The sequence below is a fragment of the Vibrio coralliirubri genome (assembly GCF_024347375.1).
GTDB lineage: Bacteria > Pseudomonadota > Gammaproteobacteria > Enterobacterales > Vibrionaceae > Vibrio > Vibrio coralliirubri.
Genome location: NZ_AP025471.1, coordinates 706,565 through 722,494 on the forward strand (window position 1 = coordinate 706,565; position 15,930 = coordinate 722,494).

14 protein-coding genes are annotated in these 15,930 nt (G+C 43.3%); 7 read left to right on the plus strand and 7 right to left on the minus strand.

The window, feature by feature from the left end; genetic code table 11:
- Nucleotides 1-22: 22 nt before the first annotated feature.
- Nucleotides 23-943: an IS5 family transposase gene (locus OCV20_RS19750; protein WP_086773621.1), complete on the minus strand. Its 921-nt coding sequence runs from the start codon at nt 941-943 to the stop codon at nt 23-25.
- 172 nt (nt 944-1,115) lie between these two features.
- On the opposite strand from OCV20_RS19750, the gene OCV20_RS19755 reads away from it, so the two are divergent.
- The 4 genes from OCV20_RS19755 (at nt 1,116) to OCV20_RS19770 (ending at nt 4,869) form a co-directional block, all read left to right on the plus strand.
- Entirely contained in the window at nt 1,116-1,805 is a 690-nt protein-coding gene (locus tag OCV20_RS19755) for a helix-turn-helix domain-containing protein (RefSeq protein WP_050620703.1), read from the plus strand.
- 338 nt (nt 1,806-2,143) lie between these two features.
- Entirely contained in the window at nt 2,144-2,458 is a 315-nt protein-coding gene (locus OCV20_RS19760) for a c-type cytochrome (protein ID WP_086775830.1), read from the plus strand.
- A gap of 167 nt (nt 2,459-2,625) precedes the next feature.
- Entirely contained in the window at nt 2,626-3,561 is a 936-nt protein-coding gene (gene ylqF / locus OCV20_RS19765) for a ribosome biogenesis GTPase YlqF (protein WP_017062598.1), read from the plus strand.
- Between the two features lie 282 nt (nt 3,562-3,843).
- Nucleotides 3,844-4,869: a GGDEF domain-containing protein gene (locus tag OCV20_RS19770; protein WP_202910157.1), complete on the plus strand. Its 1,026-nt coding sequence runs from the start codon at nt 3,844-3,846 to the stop codon at nt 4,867-4,869.
- Between the two features lie 168 nt (nt 4,870-5,037).
- Here the strand turns inward: OCV20_RS19770 and OCV20_RS19775 are convergent, their stop codons facing one another.
- Nucleotides 5,038-5,583: a GNAT family N-acetyltransferase gene (locus tag OCV20_RS19775; protein ID WP_048613495.1), complete on the minus strand. Its 546-nt coding sequence runs from the start codon at nt 5,581-5,583 to the stop codon at nt 5,038-5,040.
- Between the two features lie 167 nt (nt 5,584-5,750).
- Here OCV20_RS19775 and OCV20_RS19780 point away from each other — a divergent pair, with 167 nt between their 5' ends.
- Nucleotides 5,751-6,893, plus strand: coding sequence for an acyl-CoA desaturase (locus OCV20_RS19780; protein WP_086775832.1), 1,143 nt, complete (start codon nt 5,751-5,753; stop codon nt 6,891-6,893).
- 98 nt (nt 6,894-6,991) lie between these two features.
- Here the strand turns inward: OCV20_RS19780 and OCV20_RS19785 are convergent, their stop codons facing one another.
- Together OCV20_RS19785 and OCV20_RS19790 are read right to left on the minus strand one after the other, a co-directional pair.
- Nucleotides 6,992-7,834, minus strand: a complete 843-nt coding sequence (locus tag OCV20_RS19785) for an IS3 family transposase (protein ID WP_108721729.1) — start codon at nt 7,832-7,834, stop codon at nt 6,992-6,994.
- Nucleotides 7,831-8,340 (minus strand): helix-turn-helix domain-containing protein, encoded by a 510-nt coding sequence (locus tag OCV20_RS19790; RefSeq protein ID WP_086774936.1) that lies wholly within the window; start codon nt 8,338-8,340, stop codon nt 7,831-7,833. The genes OCV20_RS19785 and OCV20_RS19790 overlap by 4 nt, the downstream gene beginning before the upstream one ends.
- 261 nt (nt 8,341-8,601) lie before the next feature.
- Between OCV20_RS19790 and OCV20_RS19795 the strand changes: the two genes are divergently transcribed.
- Complete coding sequence (locus OCV20_RS19795) at nt 8,602-9,972, plus strand: endonuclease/exonuclease/phosphatase family protein (protein WP_086775671.1); 1,371 nt, start codon at nt 8,602-8,604, stop codon at nt 9,970-9,972.
- A 204-nt stretch (nt 9,973-10,176) separates the two neighbouring features.
- Nucleotides 10,177-10,467: a putative quinol monooxygenase gene (locus tag OCV20_RS19800; protein ID WP_086775672.1), complete on the plus strand. Its 291-nt coding sequence runs from the start codon at nt 10,177-10,179 to the stop codon at nt 10,465-10,467.
- A 230-nt stretch (nt 10,468-10,697) separates the two neighbouring features.
- On the opposite strand, the gene manA is transcribed toward OCV20_RS19800, so the two are convergent.
- Genes manA through mngB form a run of 3 tightly spaced genes read right to left on the minus strand, consistent with a single transcriptional unit; the run spans nt 10,698 to nt 15,739 of the window.
- Nucleotides 10,698-11,885 (minus strand): mannose-6-phosphate isomerase, class I, encoded by a 1,188-nt coding sequence (gene manA / locus OCV20_RS19805; RefSeq protein ID WP_086775673.1) that lies wholly within the window; start codon nt 11,883-11,885, stop codon nt 10,698-10,700.
- 2 nt (nt 11,886-11,887) lie between these two features.
- A complete protein-coding gene (locus tag OCV20_RS19810) occupies nt 11,888-13,054 on the minus strand; it encodes a glycerate kinase (RefSeq protein ID WP_086775674.1) in 1,167 nt (388 codons plus the stop codon).
- A gap of 45 nt (nt 13,055-13,099) precedes the next feature.
- On the minus strand, nt 13,100-15,739 hold the full coding sequence (gene mngB, locus OCV20_RS19815; RefSeq protein WP_086775675.1) for a mannosylglycerate hydrolase: 2,640 nt from the start codon (nt 15,737-15,739) through the stop codon (nt 13,100-13,102).
- Nucleotides 15,740-15,930 lie beyond the last annotated feature (191 nt).

Below are 15,930 nucleotides of genomic sequence, written 5' to 3' on the forward strand. Positions count from 1 at the left end.
GCCAACCCGTTTCGCTTGTTTCTTAGTCAATACGACAAGTTTCAGGCATACCTAACCCAGTAAGCTTGTTCAACGCTTTTATCATCGCGTAAGTTTCACCCACCTGGGCATTGTAATTTCTTAAGCTCAGTTTCCCTCCTAGCAACTGTTTAACTCGATACATCGCTGTTTCTGAGAGTGAACGTTTGTGGTATCCATACCGCTCTTTCCAATACTTATTTGAGTCGTATAATTTCTGGCAACCCACGGCGAAATTTCGAGGGTGACCACGCTCCCAGAAGGCAGCCCCTTCTCTTGGGGGAATAAGCGCAATAGCTCCCTTAATCTTAATAGCAGCGTGACACGCTCTCGTGTCGTAAGCGCCATCACCAGACACCTCAAGGATACTTCGGCGTGTTTGTTTCAGTAAGTTCGGGAGTACTTCTCCATCTGTAACCGTCGATAAACTTAGCTCGGCGGCAATGATCTCATGAGTGTTGGTATCGACTGCAATATGCAGCTTTCGCCAGACTCTACGCTTGCCATCCGTCCCATGTTTTTTGACTTTCCATTCACCTTCGCCATAAACCTTAAGGCCAGTAGCATCAATGGCTAGGTGCTGTATCGCTCCTCTCGTTTTAGTCTTAAATGAAACCTCAACTTGCTTGGCTCTACGACTGATGCAGGTGTAATGCGGACAACTTAACGGTACATGGGCTAACCTAAATATCGAGTCGATAAATCCTTGCAGCGCTCTCAATGGCATAGAAAAAACTCGTTTGACCATGAGTGCTGTCGTGATAGCTAAATCACTGAACCGACGCGGCCTACCGCGCTTATTCTGTTTGCTTTGCGCCCATCCGCTTATTGCTTCTTCATCAATCCAAAAAGTCAGAGAACCACGGTTAATGAGTGATCGGTTGTATTGCTTCCAGTTGGTTGTTTTATAACGAGGCTTAGGCATAGGACTACGAGATAGAGTGGAGGTAGCTGATCAGATCGTAGGTTCTTGATTTAGTTCCATTGAATTACGCAACAAAGCCATGCAATTATGTAAAAATTAAGCCGCAGAGCTCAATTTTATAAAACACAACGTCATAGAATCAAAACTTGATTTACCAGGCTCGGGATAAGTTATGCATAGAAATAATTTAAAGCACATGCTCCTAATTGGTGACAACGGTATTAACAACCAGTTTATTCAGCGCGAAATAGAAAAATACAGTGATTTTTCTTTTAGCAGAGAATGTATGACAAGCATTGGCCGCTCGAGTAACCGTAAGACTTTCGATGTCATCCTTATTAGCTACTTACTATTAGCAAATATCGAAGATATCAACATCATTTTATCAAAAATAGAATCAAATAAATGGGTAGTCTACGATGTTCCTGCTGACATTACCGGACAGAGTATTACCGTAATGCAATTATTCAACTTGTTTAATATAAAAGGAATCATCTATCAGGACGCCCCTGTTGATCACCTTACCCGTTGTTTAAAAACAGTGTGTGACGACGATTTGTGGTTACCGAGAAAATTAATGTCACATATTCTATCTAATAGACACGATTACACTTTCAAGTCGAAAGTAATACTATCTAGCCTTACGAAAAGAGAGGTTCAAATATTCAAGCGCGTGATTAGAGGAGATTCAAATTTAGAAATTTCAAACGAACTATTTATTTCAGAAAGTACGGTAAAAACGCACGTATACAATATATATAAAAAAATAAATGTAACAAACCGCAAAGAAGCGATAAGAAAAGCATATTTTATCAATAGTTTAGAGACTATTATACAACCTGATATGAAGCTCAAAGTATAACCACAATACAAAGAGAATAGTAAATTGCAGTTACCAACAAGCACGATGACAGTTGACGAAAGTCCCCTTTCAAAGCTTGGTCAAAGTCCCACCATTAACAAGTTTCTGCTCTGAGAACCAACAACTGCGCATCATAAAAATTTAAGCCTCACGACACGTTTCGGCTCTATGACTCACAGCTTTTCAAAAAGCTTAGCTGCTCCGATTTGCACACGACTTTCCTAACAAAGCTGTAAAAATCCACTCTAAACCATATGTAATTGCTCATCTAGAGCAAATAGAACTTGAGCTTCCCCTTAAGGTAAGCTTTATAATCATGTTTTTATCGGAGTAAAAACGTGCATTACCCAACCTTCGCTCTAATATCATTAGCTATTTCCTCTAGCCTTCATGCCTCTGATTTTGGCGACCCTGAACTAGGTAAAGTGAAATCACAAAGCTGCGTTTTTTGTCATAACCCCACCAGCTCATCGACGGATAACTCCTACCCCAAGCTTTCTGGTCAAGATCCAACCTATCTATTTAACACAATGAAAGCGTATCAAAACGGAGATAGACAAGGTGACTACGCGGATATGATGCGAGCACAATTGAGCAAGCTTAACGATCAAGATTTGAGAGATATAGCGGCTTTTTACGCTTCACAAGATTAGCAGCTCCCACCTTCATTAGGTCGATCATCAGCTAAATAAACATCACCAAGTCGCCTATACTTCAAGCAAACTCACTGAGCTCATTGAGGGTCGGGATAGATATACCTTTACACGTATCATCCAACCCTTACAATGTGCAGCAAATATATTTATCAAGGTTTATCTCTATGTCTATTCAATGGTTTCCGGGTCACATGCATAAAGCCCGCAAAGAAATCGAAGAAGTTATCCCACAAGTTGATGTGATCATCGAAGTACTGGACGCTCGTATCCCGTTCAGTAGTGAAAACCCAATGATCTCCTCACTGCGCGGCGATAAGCCTTGTGTAAAAGTGTTGAACAAGCGTGACCTTGCAGATCCTGAACTGACTCAGCGTTGGATTGAGCACTTCGAGAAAGAGCAAGGCGTTAAAGCGATTGCGATTACGACTAGCATAAAAGAAGAAGTTAACCACGTTATGGAGCTAGTACGTAAACTGGCACCGCACCGTGAACAGATGGGCAAGAACATTCGTACAATGATCATGGGCATCCCGAACGTGGGTAAATCGACCATCATCAACTGCTTGGCAGGACGTACGATTGCGGTTACTGGTAACCAACCTGCGGTAACTCGTCGTCAACAACGTATCAATCTTCAGAATGGCGTGATCCTTTCTGATACACCTGGAATCCTTTGGCCTAAAGTAGAAAACCCACACAGTGGCTTCCGCTTGGCTGCAACAGGTGCTGTAAAAGATACAGCAATGGAATACGATGAAGTGGCATTCTACACAGTAGAATACCTAGCAAAGCAGTACCCTAACCTTTTGCAAGAACGTTACCAAATTGAAGAACTGCCAGAGTCTGACATCGAATTGATGGAAGCGATTGGTCGTAAGCGTGGTGCACTTCGTGCCGGTGGACATATCGACATTCACAAATGTTCAGAAATCCTGCTTCACGAATTGCGTAATGGCACTTTAGGTAAGGTAACGCTTGAGTTGCCAGAAATGATCACACAAGAGCTGATCGAAGTTGAAGAAGCGGCTGCGCTGAAAGCGGAACAACAGATTAAGAAAAAAGAAGAGCGTCGTAAGCGTTACTTGAAGAACAAGCGTTAATCGCGATTAGTTTTTATAATCTGCTTTAGTTTTTATTTACCACTCTTACACCTACCTCTAGATATTCACGTTCTATCGATAATAGAGCGTGAATATTGCCTGCTACCGTTTGTTGATCTAGCTAACATACTGACAAATCTATAGAAACGGTCGTTTACAATCCCAAACACTGTGACATACTACGCAAATTATTGTGTATCAATCTCGGCTAATTTCTCAATGCGCTCTTATTCTGGGTTCAAGAATCAAAGATTTAAAACCTATTTCGATAATGAAATTTATTTGCCGTACATAAATTTCATCTACATCCCGATCTCAATATTCTGTGCATTCATCATCACTGACTACATCCACTTTGGTAGTGAGAGCCTTACACCTATCATTTTCCGAGTCATACTTTTTGTATTGATGGTGACAGCTGCCAGATATTGCATCACCAGCAAACCCAACGTTTTAGAACCCGTAGAAAGTACCTTCCTTGTAATTAGCGCGCTTTTTTTGGTCTATGTCGGTCGACTTGCGATTGAGTTAAACAACTTCGATTACCAAGGTGGCGTCATTCTCGTCATGATCTACATTGGTACGTTTTCACGACTGTCAGCCAAATACAGTATCTCTACGCTGTCGTTTATCTTTTTGGCTTATCTCATCGGCCTCGCACCATTGCTTTATGAAGCAGAGCCAAAGAATGAAATAGAAACAATTTCCGTTTATATCTCGGCTTATATCCTAATCTCGGCGGCGTGTATAAGACGTGACTTGGAAGTACACAAACGTTTCGCTCAATCCGAGCAACTGCGCAAACAAGCGATTCAGCTTCGCAAGCAATCTAAGATGTTTGAGGCCCTTTCCTATCAAGACGCGCTAACGGGTTGCTACAACCGCCTTTATCTTCATCAGGTGATAGAACCGAGCATAGACCGTCAACTATCCATTACATCGATCATGATAGATATTGATCATTTCAAATCGATTAACGACACCTACGGCCATCAAATGGGCGACATGGTGATTAAAGAACTGGCCGATGAGATTCAAAAACGACTACCGACCAGCAGTAACTGCTTTCGATACGGCGGTGAAGAGTTTTTGGTGATGGTCCAAGGAGAAACCGAGGCTTCAATTGAATCGCTAGTTAATTCCCTTTTAGAATCCCCAGCTCGTCTTAGATTAGAAGTAACGATTTCAATCGGTGTAAAACATGCACCTCAGGCCCTTGGTTCTGTCGAGCAGCTTATCGACGACGCCGACCAAGCACTCTACATTTCGAAGAAAGGCGGTAGGAATAAGATCACATGGTGTGATTAGTCGGCCAATATTTCACGCTGCTTCGAGAATCATTAAAACGATCACAGATCCAATTAAAAAAGCCCCGAGCAACTTAATGCTCGGGGCTTTTGTCTTTGTTCTTCTGCTTTAAATTAGCTTAGTTAAGAACCTGTTACTCAGCAAAGAAACAGTACTCACATGAATCGACTAAGAATACACGACGCTTGCTGTTTTCTGTTCAAGTTCAACGGGAGAGTTCCAAGAAATCACTTTCTCGTTCACTTGGCTGCCGCATGGCGCGTTCCAAACTTGCTCGAGTTCTTCTTTGCCGCCAATCGCTTCATAAAAAGCTATCGCTTGGTGGTTCTCAGACATCACCTCTAGGTAGAGCCCTGAGTCCGAATAGTATTGTTGCAACCACTTCGATAGTTCAGACAACAGACGCTTGCCTACACCTCGACCACGATAATTATTGTCTACGTGTAACGCATCAATGAACGTGCCACGTTCAAAGTTGTGATTACCGAACGCGCAGACGAAACCAACCAGTAAACCGCCTTCTTCAAGCAATAAAACATGTTGGTTGAAAGGAGGATTAATCAAACGAGTCTGCCAAATAACAGATCTGTCCTCCAAAACATCATTTTCTAAGTAATCATCAGCAAGAATGCCACGGTAATATAGCTTCCAGCTATCCGCGTGTAATTGGGCAATCCGCTCATAATCTTTATATTCAGCTACCTTAATTTCCATTTATTAGCCCTTAGTACTTCCATTTATGACTTGCTACTACATTTCACACTACCTTTATACAATATTTAAGCAAAACATACTAATACACGTTTACACTTTCAATATTGACTTACACGTGTACGCTGATATTCTAGCGCACAGATGTAAGCCCAATTGGAAATTTGCTAATGAATAGTGCCGACAAACAATCTACAAAAAAGCCGCCATTAATCTGGCTCAATATTTTTGTGTTCTCTTTTAGTATGCTGCTTGCTGTTGTAGCAGCTCCCGTTTATGGCTACTTTTTTGGCTATGGCATGGAGCACTGGATATGGCTAGCAATCTGCTTTACGTTCTGTAACCTTTCAATCACGACGGGTTATCACCGCTTATGGTCACACAAAGCGTTTGAAGCGCATTCAAGCCTAAGATTCCTGTTTGCTTTAGGTGGCGCATTTGCCCTGCAGAACAGCGCGCTACACTGGTCTTCTGACCACCGTGTTCACCACAAGCATGTCGATAACAACGACAAAGACCCATACTCTGCAAAACGTGGGTTTTGGTACTCACACATTGGCTGGATGATTCGTAATTACAGCACTTCAATGTACGAAAACTACGAAAACTGCCGTGACCTTAAAAAAGATAAGATTGTTATGTGGCAGCACAAGCACTATGTTCTGTTAGCATTACTAATGAATTTCGGTGTTCCTATCGCTTTAGGTATTATTTACGGTGATGTACTTGGCATGTTGTTAATCGTAGGCGCGGTTCGTTTGGTACTTAACCACCACACAACATTCTTCATTAACTCTCTTGCTCATATCTGGGGTAGTCAACCTTTTACCGATAAAAACACGGCCCGTGATAACGGTGTGTTAGCGGTTTTAACTTTTGGTGAAGGCTACCATAACTTCCACCACATCTTTGAGAACGACTACCGTAACGGCATCTACTGGTGGCAATACGATCCAACAAAGTGGTTGATCAAGAGCGCTTCATTGATGGGACTGGCAAGTAAGCTTAAGAAAACCCCTCAAGCTCGTATTGAGAAAGCTGAAGCGTCAATGTTACTTAAACGCACCCAGCAAAAAATCATGCATCGTGCCGACAAGCAACAAATCGCGGAGAAGCTTCAACAAGAGTTTGATGCTCTAGTATCGAACATGAACGAGTATTACGAAGTTAAAAAGCAGCTACTTGAAAGCAAGCGCGAAGACGTCGTGAAGAAATACGAACACTCAGTTCTTAAGGTTCGTTATCAGCAAATCAAGATGAACTTTGAACAGCAGAAGAAAAATTGGGCAATGACGGTTGAGCAATACGCTTAAGGTAAAACAGTACGCTTAACACCCCAGTAACAACACCGTTTGATTCTTATTCAAAAGCCCTCATATTTGAAGTGACCCCGTAAAGTTGGACATTTCTGTTAAGCGGCTTTCAAGGCCTGAGTTCGATATTCTATCGGAGTCAGGCCTTTTAGTTTCACTTTTATACGTTTGGTATTGTAGTACTCGATGTATTCTTTAATCTGCTCTATCAGAGCATCTGCATCTTCAAAGCTTTGGTTGTGATACATCTCGGTTTTGAGTAAAGCAAAAAAGTTTTCAGCAACAGCATTATCCAAGCAGTTACCTTTTCTCGACATGCTTTGCGTTAACCCACTCTCCGCTACCTTTTTCTGATACTGTCGATGGCGATATTGCCAACCTTGATCGCTATGTATAATTGGCTTTGAGTTGGGTTTAAGCGTTGATATAGCTTCCGTCAGCATATCTGTGACAAGCGGCAAGCAGGCATTTTTGGCCACTCTATAAGCAACCACCTCCTGAGTAAACAAGTCGACAACGGGAGATAAGTATACTTTCTGCTCTTTGACTTTGAACTCCGTGACATCAGTTACCCACTTTTCATCGGGTTGAGTCGCACTAAAATCTCTTTCAAGAACGTTGGGAGCAGCTTTTCCTGACTCTCCTCGGTATGAACGATACTTTTTAATCCTGACCGTCGATTTAAGGTTGAGCTGAGCCATAAGCCTTTGAACCGTTTTGTGATTAAGCACGAACCCCTGATTCTTTAGTTCCAAGTGAATACGGCGGTAGCCGTATCGCCCCTTATGTTCATGATAAATTGACTTTATCAACCGCAGCTCACGTTCGTAGCTATTTTGGCGCTTGCTCGTTTGAGCCTGATAATAAAAGACACTTTTTGCCAACTGTAGAGTGTGCAGTAAGTGCTTTAATGGGTACTTGCCTTTAAGAGTTAGAGCTATGACCGCTTTTTCTTTGTTCGACGGTTTTTTTTCTGCTCCAACTCTTCCAACTTTTTTAGAACGGCATTCTCGGTTCGTAAGTAGACCAACTCCTCTTTTAGCTCCTCAAGTGTCATTTCATTATCAGGCTTAGTGGTACGTTGAGGTTGCTGTTTCATTGAGGGTCTTCCTTTCTGGCGCATTTCGAGCCCCTTGATACCGAGCTCATTAAATCGTTTAAGCCAGACAGAGAGTATTCCAGGGGATGAGAGGTTTAATACAGCGCTAGTGTGCGTGAGAGACCATTCATTCGTCCACATTAAATTCAATGCTTTTCGTTTTGTTTGAGCAGTCGCGGCATGATTAGTTGGTAAAAATGAATCAGTACCATGGATGGCAAAGACTTGAGCCCAATACCGTATCTGCCTTGAAGAAATTGAATATTGTTTTGCTAAGTAGAGAGATGACGTGCCATCTAAGTATTGCTTAGCAATGATACATTTTAGCTCTCGGCTATATTTGGACATAAAAAGACCCCCAATAATTGGTGTCCAACTATTGGGGGTCAGTTCAATTGCTATGAGGGCTTTTTAAATTCAAAGCTCTAATTAAATCCATGAATTTTAAGTCTTTATTCTAATAAAAGACACTAGTTCCAAATGTCACACTTTCAATGCAACAACATGTCACTTTGGATCCTTACCTGTGACAGTTATCACTTACAGAATGATATCCATCTCATAACATGCGCGTCCCAAATTTCTTTCAGCAAATAGCGGACCCACTTTATGAAATTGTTAAAAACATCTATCGCTTTCGCCATCTCTTCTGCACTTTTGATCGGGTGCAGCAGTGACACAGATTACGTTCAACCTGAAGAAGTAAAGATCGCGACTTACAACTTGTCTTTTGATCGTGCCACCTTCCAAGACCTTGTAACGGAAATGCAGATTGAACCAAGCGCTCAAACAAAATTAGTGACCGACTATTTGGATAACACGATTGATGACGCTGACAAAGAAACAGCAGCGAAAGTTATTCAAATCCGCAACGTCGCAGCCGTGATTCAAAAGAATCGTCCTGATGTGCTAATGATGGCTGAGTTTAACAACGACGGGACAGGTACTGATAAGTCAGCGCTAGAAGGTTTTCAAAAGAACTACCTTTCTGTTGCTCAAAGTATTGAAGGCGCAGGTGGCGACGCGAACCTTGAGCCAATTTCTTACCCATATTTTGAAAGCTACTCTACCAATACAGGTTTACTAAACGAATTTGGTTTTGATTTAGATAATGATGGTAACGCTGGAACACTGCCCGGAGATGCATGGGGCTTCGGTTTCTACCATGGTCAATACGCGTTTGCTCTAATGTCTAAGTATGAGATAGACACTGCCAACACGCGTACATTCCAAGAGTTCAAATGGAAAGATCTTGAAGGTGCAACTATTCCAACAATCACTGTTTGTGATGGGTCAAATACGATCCCTGCAGGCATGAACTGCGGCGATGAATGGTATTCAGCTGAAGAATGGGAAGAAGTTCGTTTATCTTCAAAGAACCACGTTGATGCACCAATCCTAATCCCTACCAAAGATGGTACAGAAACTGTTCACTTATTGATGTCACACCCCACTCCACCCGCTTTCGATGTAGGTAAGAACATTGAACAAAACGCAGCAGAAGTAGACTTCTGGCACCAATACATCCAAAACAAGTCATTCATCTATGACGACTCAGGAAAAACTGGCGGCTTAGAGCAAGGTAAACACTTTGTCATGATGGGCGATCAAAACCTAGACCCAGTCGATGGCGATGGTATTAGTTCTGTAATGCAGGACTTGCACAATGATGCATTAGTTAACCAAGATGTCACCAATGGCAGCTTGTATCCAACAAGTTATGGTGCTGCTGAACATGCGGTAGATGAATCATCGTCTCACCCGCAGCCAAACCGTATCACTTCGACATTTGGACTTGCTGTAGATTACGCACTTCCGTCCGCTTCATTAAACATTGTTGAATCTGGTGTTTATTGGTCAGCTTCGTACGAAGAAGGACGCAAGCTATTCAATGACTCACGAATTGGTGATTTTGGTAACGGCAAGGACGTATCCTCTGATCACCGAATGATCTGGGTAAAGGCTGATTTCAGTAACTAACCCATTAAATTGAGACCCAAGAGGCCCTCATATTGCTATGAGGGCTTTTTTAATAAGCTTAACCGCTTGCCCTTGGCTTTATGCTCTCGAGTTTGAATTGTGGATGCCGAGAACCATAGTTATTGGATTTCAGAACTCTTTCTTGAGTCTAAATTTATACTTATATTACTTGAACTTATCGAGTTTAAAGCCGAGGAATTGAAAATGAGCAAACTGACTATTATTGCAACGATTGTCTCTAAAGAAGACAAAACTGAGCTTGTAAAAGCTGAGATGATTAAATTGATCGATAAAACCCGTGTTGAAGACGGCTGTATTAACTACGATCTGCACCAAGATAACAGTAACCCTGCTCACTTCGTTTTTCATGAGAACTGGGAGTCTGAAGCTCATCTAGATAAACACTTAGCGAGCCAACACATCGCTGACTACATGGCTGCTACTGAAGGTTGTATTGAAACCTTTGTGCTTAATAAAATGACGCACATTGCCTAACCAGTCACTCAGTACTAATTCAATAAAAACCCTGCTCTGATCGCAGTGTTTGCCTTTTCTACAGGCTTATATTTGCTCATTCTAACAATGAAAAAACCCGCCAGAGTAGCGGGTATGGTCAATAATCATGACTGTCAAAGACAGATAGGTAGCAACCATCAATCCAATATTGAGTACCACTTTACAGTGGCACTCTGACACTTCTTTTGCTGATCGCTAGCACGGGGGCACTAGTTAAAAGCACGAGCCAAAATGCCATTCCCTTGATATTGGTAAACACTTGAATTACTGCTTACAAAGACCGACTCTCCCGGCTTAAGAGAAACTGTGCGTCCTTCTGAAGTGACGGTCGCCTCTCCTTCCACACAGAACAAGATCTCCGCGCTACGTAGATACTGTGACTTGCTCTCATCATTCGCAGATAAGATATCAAAGCCAAAGTCATCCACCAGAATCGGATAGCTCATCTTGCCCTCTTTCAATACAGGCTTAAGACGAATATCTTCTGGCTTAATCGGCTCAAAGATCGTGTTGTCGATAAGCTCAGGGACATCGATATATTTGGGTGTGAGACCTGCACGCAGCACATTGTCTGAGTTTGCCATGATCTCCAAGCCTGTGCCCTGAACATAAGCATGTGGGGTTTCTGCGAACAGGAACATCGCTTCACCCGGCGCCAATTCAACCGTGTTGAGCATCAATGGGGCAAACAAACCAATATCACCCGGATAGTGCTGTTTGAAATCAATGCTGTACTGCAAAGCTTCACGTCCCATCACCGTTTTTGCTGGTCGCACATGTGCAGCATAAAGCTCATTAAGCGCAGACGCTTTGCGGTCACCTTCAAGAGACATAATGGCGCTAAAGAAAGACTTTAGAGATTCACTGTCGGCATTGGCTTTTAGTACATTAAGTTCAATCGCTAACGAAGGAATATCCGCTTCTTCGAACAAAGCAATAATATCGTCGATTGGACGAAAGCCATTCATCGCTTTGTAAAAGGTCAACGCATAAACCAACTCAGGTTTATGATTTGGATCTTTGTAGTTACGATTAGACGCATTCAAAGGGATGCCAAGTGCATTCTCTCGCTCAAAACCTAATTCAGATTTTCGCTTATTCGGATGAACCTGAATCGACAACGGAGTTTCAGCGGCCAACACCTTAAACAGGAAAGGTAATTCACCAAAACGTGCCGCCGTGTACCCGCCTAAGACATCGATTTTGTTTTCATCAATCATGTGAGAAAGCGACTCACCGGTATCACCTACTTTTGAGCAACCATTAGGATGAGCACCCATCCAAATTTCTGCTTGCGGTTCTTGGTTTGGGTTCACGATACCAAACAGTTGGTTGATGGAGTCTTTGCTTCCCCATGCGTAGTTTTGAATAACGTTGTCGAGTTTAAATAGAGACATAATTACTTCTCATTAAAAATCTGGCTGCCAAGCTTGAGCGTGGCGGCGATATTACGGGCAGTACGAGTCAGGTTTTGATTCGCTTCTGATAAAACTTGGTCTAAAGACTGAGGTGAACGCACGGTTCCAAATAAGCTAGACATCGAGCCGTAGAGCTTTTCAACGTCTTGCCCCAAAGAGCCCGCAATTCCAATGGTTGGTATATTCAGCTTTTGAGCGCGCTGAGCGATACCGAAAGGTGTTTTACCTTGCAGGGTTTGGTTGTCCATCTGCCCCTCTCCGGTCACGACCAGTGAAGCACCTTCAAGAACCTTATCTGCATCCAAAGCATCTAATACCATCTCAATACCCGCTTTAATTTGGATATTGAATGCAAGACTTAACCCCAGAGGTGTGCCACCAGCAGCACCAAAACCAGCTGTGTCGCGATGATTAGTACCCGTATGTGTTTGAGCGATATCGGCAAAGTGACCGATCGCAGTATCAAGTTGCTCAACTTGAGCTTGTGAAGCCCCTTTTTGTGGACCAAACACGGCACTTGCCCCGCTTTCACCACACAATGGATTATTTACATCACATGCGACCACGAACGTCACTTCGTTGCATCTCGGGTGCAGTCCATCAAGATCGATGCTTGCTAATTGACTTAGTGCAGCACCGCCACCAGATAGCTCGTTGCCTTGCTTGTCTAATAGTTGGCCTCCCAACGCTTGTAAGATGCCAGCACCTGCGTCATTGGTGGCACTACCGCCCAGACCAATGATGATTTGTTCTACGCCTTTATCTAGCGCATCTTTGATCAGCAACCCTGTGCCGTAAGATGATGCTGTAAGAGGTGATCTTTCTTCTACGGTTAATCGATCTAAACCCGATGCTTGGGCAAACTCCACCAAGGCAGTGTTTACGCTTTTGCCATCAACCTGTTGTACAAGTGAAGCCCAATAAGCCGTACATTCGCGACCGATTGGATCCGTCGTGTGCAGCCGTTGCTTCTTACCATTGAGCGCCTCTAGCAACACGTCTACTGTGCCTTCTCCGCCATCAGCGAGTGGCATTTTCACAAACTCTGCATGAGGGAAAACGTCAGCAAATCCACGCTCAATACAAGACGCAACTTGATGAGCGTCGAGTGATTCTTTAAATGAATCAGGGGCAATTACAATTTTCATTGTCGTTCACCATTCCCGCCCACCAAGGTGAGCGGGTGATTGAAATTAGAATTTGATTTGGAATGTTTTTGCTTGGCAAGATGCGAGCTCGCCGAAGGTTTCAGTTGCCACATCACCTTCACGAACGCGCTCATCCATGCTTGCTTCTTTCCAGCTTGAAACCGCTTGAGTGAAAGAGATTGAATCCGATACTGAACCCGTTTCTGCCGGGTTGTAGACACGCATGATCAACGCATCTTCATCTTCCGCTTTCTTCAGCACACTTAATACCGCACCTGATTGTTGCTTAGACAGAAGGCTAAAACTCATAGGTAGGTTCTGCTCACCCACGTTTAGCTTCATCGCATTGTAAGGGATCTTGTTGTAGCATTCGATTTGAGTGACATTGTCACGTGCTTGCGCCATGATGTTCGCATCAATGTGGTTACCAGAGAAACCACACAGCGTGAATTCACACACTAACTTACCGCGTACTTGTGAATCTGGTGTCGGGATCTTGATGCCTGATGGACGGCCCGGACGAAGCAATAGCTCTTCTTTACCCAACACGCCGATACCACGGAATAGTGTCAGTGCGAAGGTATCTCGGTTTTCGTCACCTTTAGATGCAATCACTTCAAATTCACGTAGGCCATTCGACATGATCGCCATGCCCGCTTTGCCGTTTTCTAACGCTGCAAAGTTCATTAACTGATACACAGGAACTGGCGCTTCTTTCCACTTCTCTTCTTCCCAAACCGCCATAGCAGGGTCATTGGTTGGTCGAGTAATACAACCGAACTGGTTATCTGCAACCACAGTTTCAGAAACGAATGTCGTTGGTACTAGCACACGTACACGGTGGTCGTCGGCTTGATTGTCTAGCTCCATACGGACTTCAATTCGGCGAGAACCTTGCTTCAATACCACTTGGCATTGCGCTTCAACGAATCCGTTTTGACCCGTGCGTTCTTCACGCTCTGCAAGGTTTGCAGGTACGTTCATTCGGAAAGCGATGTTCGCTACCGATTGGAAGCCTTGGTGATCGATCGATGTTTCGACTGGAAATTCGTCTGAGTACAACAACCACTCTTGACGAGATGGAGAGTAATCGTACTCATCGCCGTCATCAGAACCGTCTTCTAAACGAAGGACTTGGTCGAATACTTGCTCTGTCTCTTTGTCGAAAATAGTCAGAGTACCGTTGTCGTTTACATTGATTCGGTAGTACTCGTTCTCTAGCAAGTAGTCTTTTTGTTCTGCAACTTTTACTGCGCCCTTCTCGTTACCTTGGATGTGTAACGTGGTGAAGCCCATTGCTGGCACAGTGCGTTTTATTTGAATATCAAACTCCATAAACGGGTCGTAGTTACCGTAGTGAACGATTTGACGGTCTACTTTGCCCGGGTCAATTTGGCGCTTGTCTTGGATGAAGTATTCAACAGGGTTTTCATTTTCATCAAAGATAGAGAACTCTTGTGCACGGATAGTGATCGTCGTGTTAACCACTTCTTCACGCTCGTATGGTGAGAGGTTGAACATCGCTAGTTTGTCGCAACCTTCGCGATCTGGCATGTGGTCAACAATCTTACGTTTGTAGAAATGAATCAGGTTGGTCGCCATGTCGTCCGCAAGGATGTAGCGGTTTAGGATCTCAGCGTGAACCTTGTCTGAACAGCAGCAGCCAATCGAGTCGTGAGCGTGGTTCTTCATGCTCTCTTTCCACATTTTTTCAATCAAACCGTGGTGGTACTCAAAGCCTAATGTCCAAGCGATAGACGCTAGCGGTTCTAAGATATTTACAATCTTGTTTTCGATTTCTGCGTGGATCAGTTTGATATCCATACGCGTAGAAGAGATCGTACGGTGAACACGCATGTATTTGCCGTCGTTGAATTCGCCTTTGATTGTGTCGAGTTGGTCGCGTGCTGCTTCTACTTTCTCGAACACTTCTTCGTAACGGCTCATTGAGAATTCACGATCTGGGTAGATTTCGCGAAGCTTGTCCATTACTTCAAAGATGTCTTTTTGAATCGGCATTTGGTCGTGGCCGTTCGGTAGCAAGATATCTTTAGTCACAGATGGCTTTTCTAGCACTGGGAAGTACTTATCTAAACGAGCACGCAAGCCCTCTTCGTCTTGTGGAAGGTATTTACCAATCGCGTAACCCAGCGGAAGCACTTGTGCCGTTACTTCACTGCCGTCGTTCGATTGCCATAAGAATTCTGTTTTGTTGGTGCCATGACGCTCTGAACAACCACGCCAGAACATTGCACGCGTGATGTCGAAGCCGTTGTAGATCATTGGCAGCTGTGAGCTCATGCTGAATGAATCTGGTAGATAACCAATCTTCATTGCATCACCAAACTTCATGCAGTCACGAATGCCATACATCATGTTACGTACAATCGACTCGCCAGAAACTTGCATTGTGTCGGTTTGAGAATACCAAGGGCCAATAATTAACTTGCCCGCTTCAACCAATGCTTTTACGCGCTCTGTGTTTTCTGGTTTGATTGCGAAGTAATCTTCTAGAACGGCGGTTTGACCATCTAGAACGTAGTATTTGTATTCTGGATCGCTCTCCAGACGGTTCATGATTTCTTCCATGTTGTTCACAAGAAGAATACGAGACTCTTCTGTTGTGAAATACCATTCACGATCCCAGTGCATGTGAGGAGTAATGTGTACGCGTGATGTAGTCATAATCATTTACCTAAATGTGTCGCTTCGAGTAAAACTAAAGTTCGAACCCAAATACGACTAAATTAAAGTTTTTCAAGGGTTTAAAATTGGCTGCCACTAAATTTAGGGTGCAGAAAACCACGCCCAGAATCTGTGTGAATAAAACCGTTAGGAGCACAGGTATTTAGGACAGCCAGTTGTTCGTTATTTTT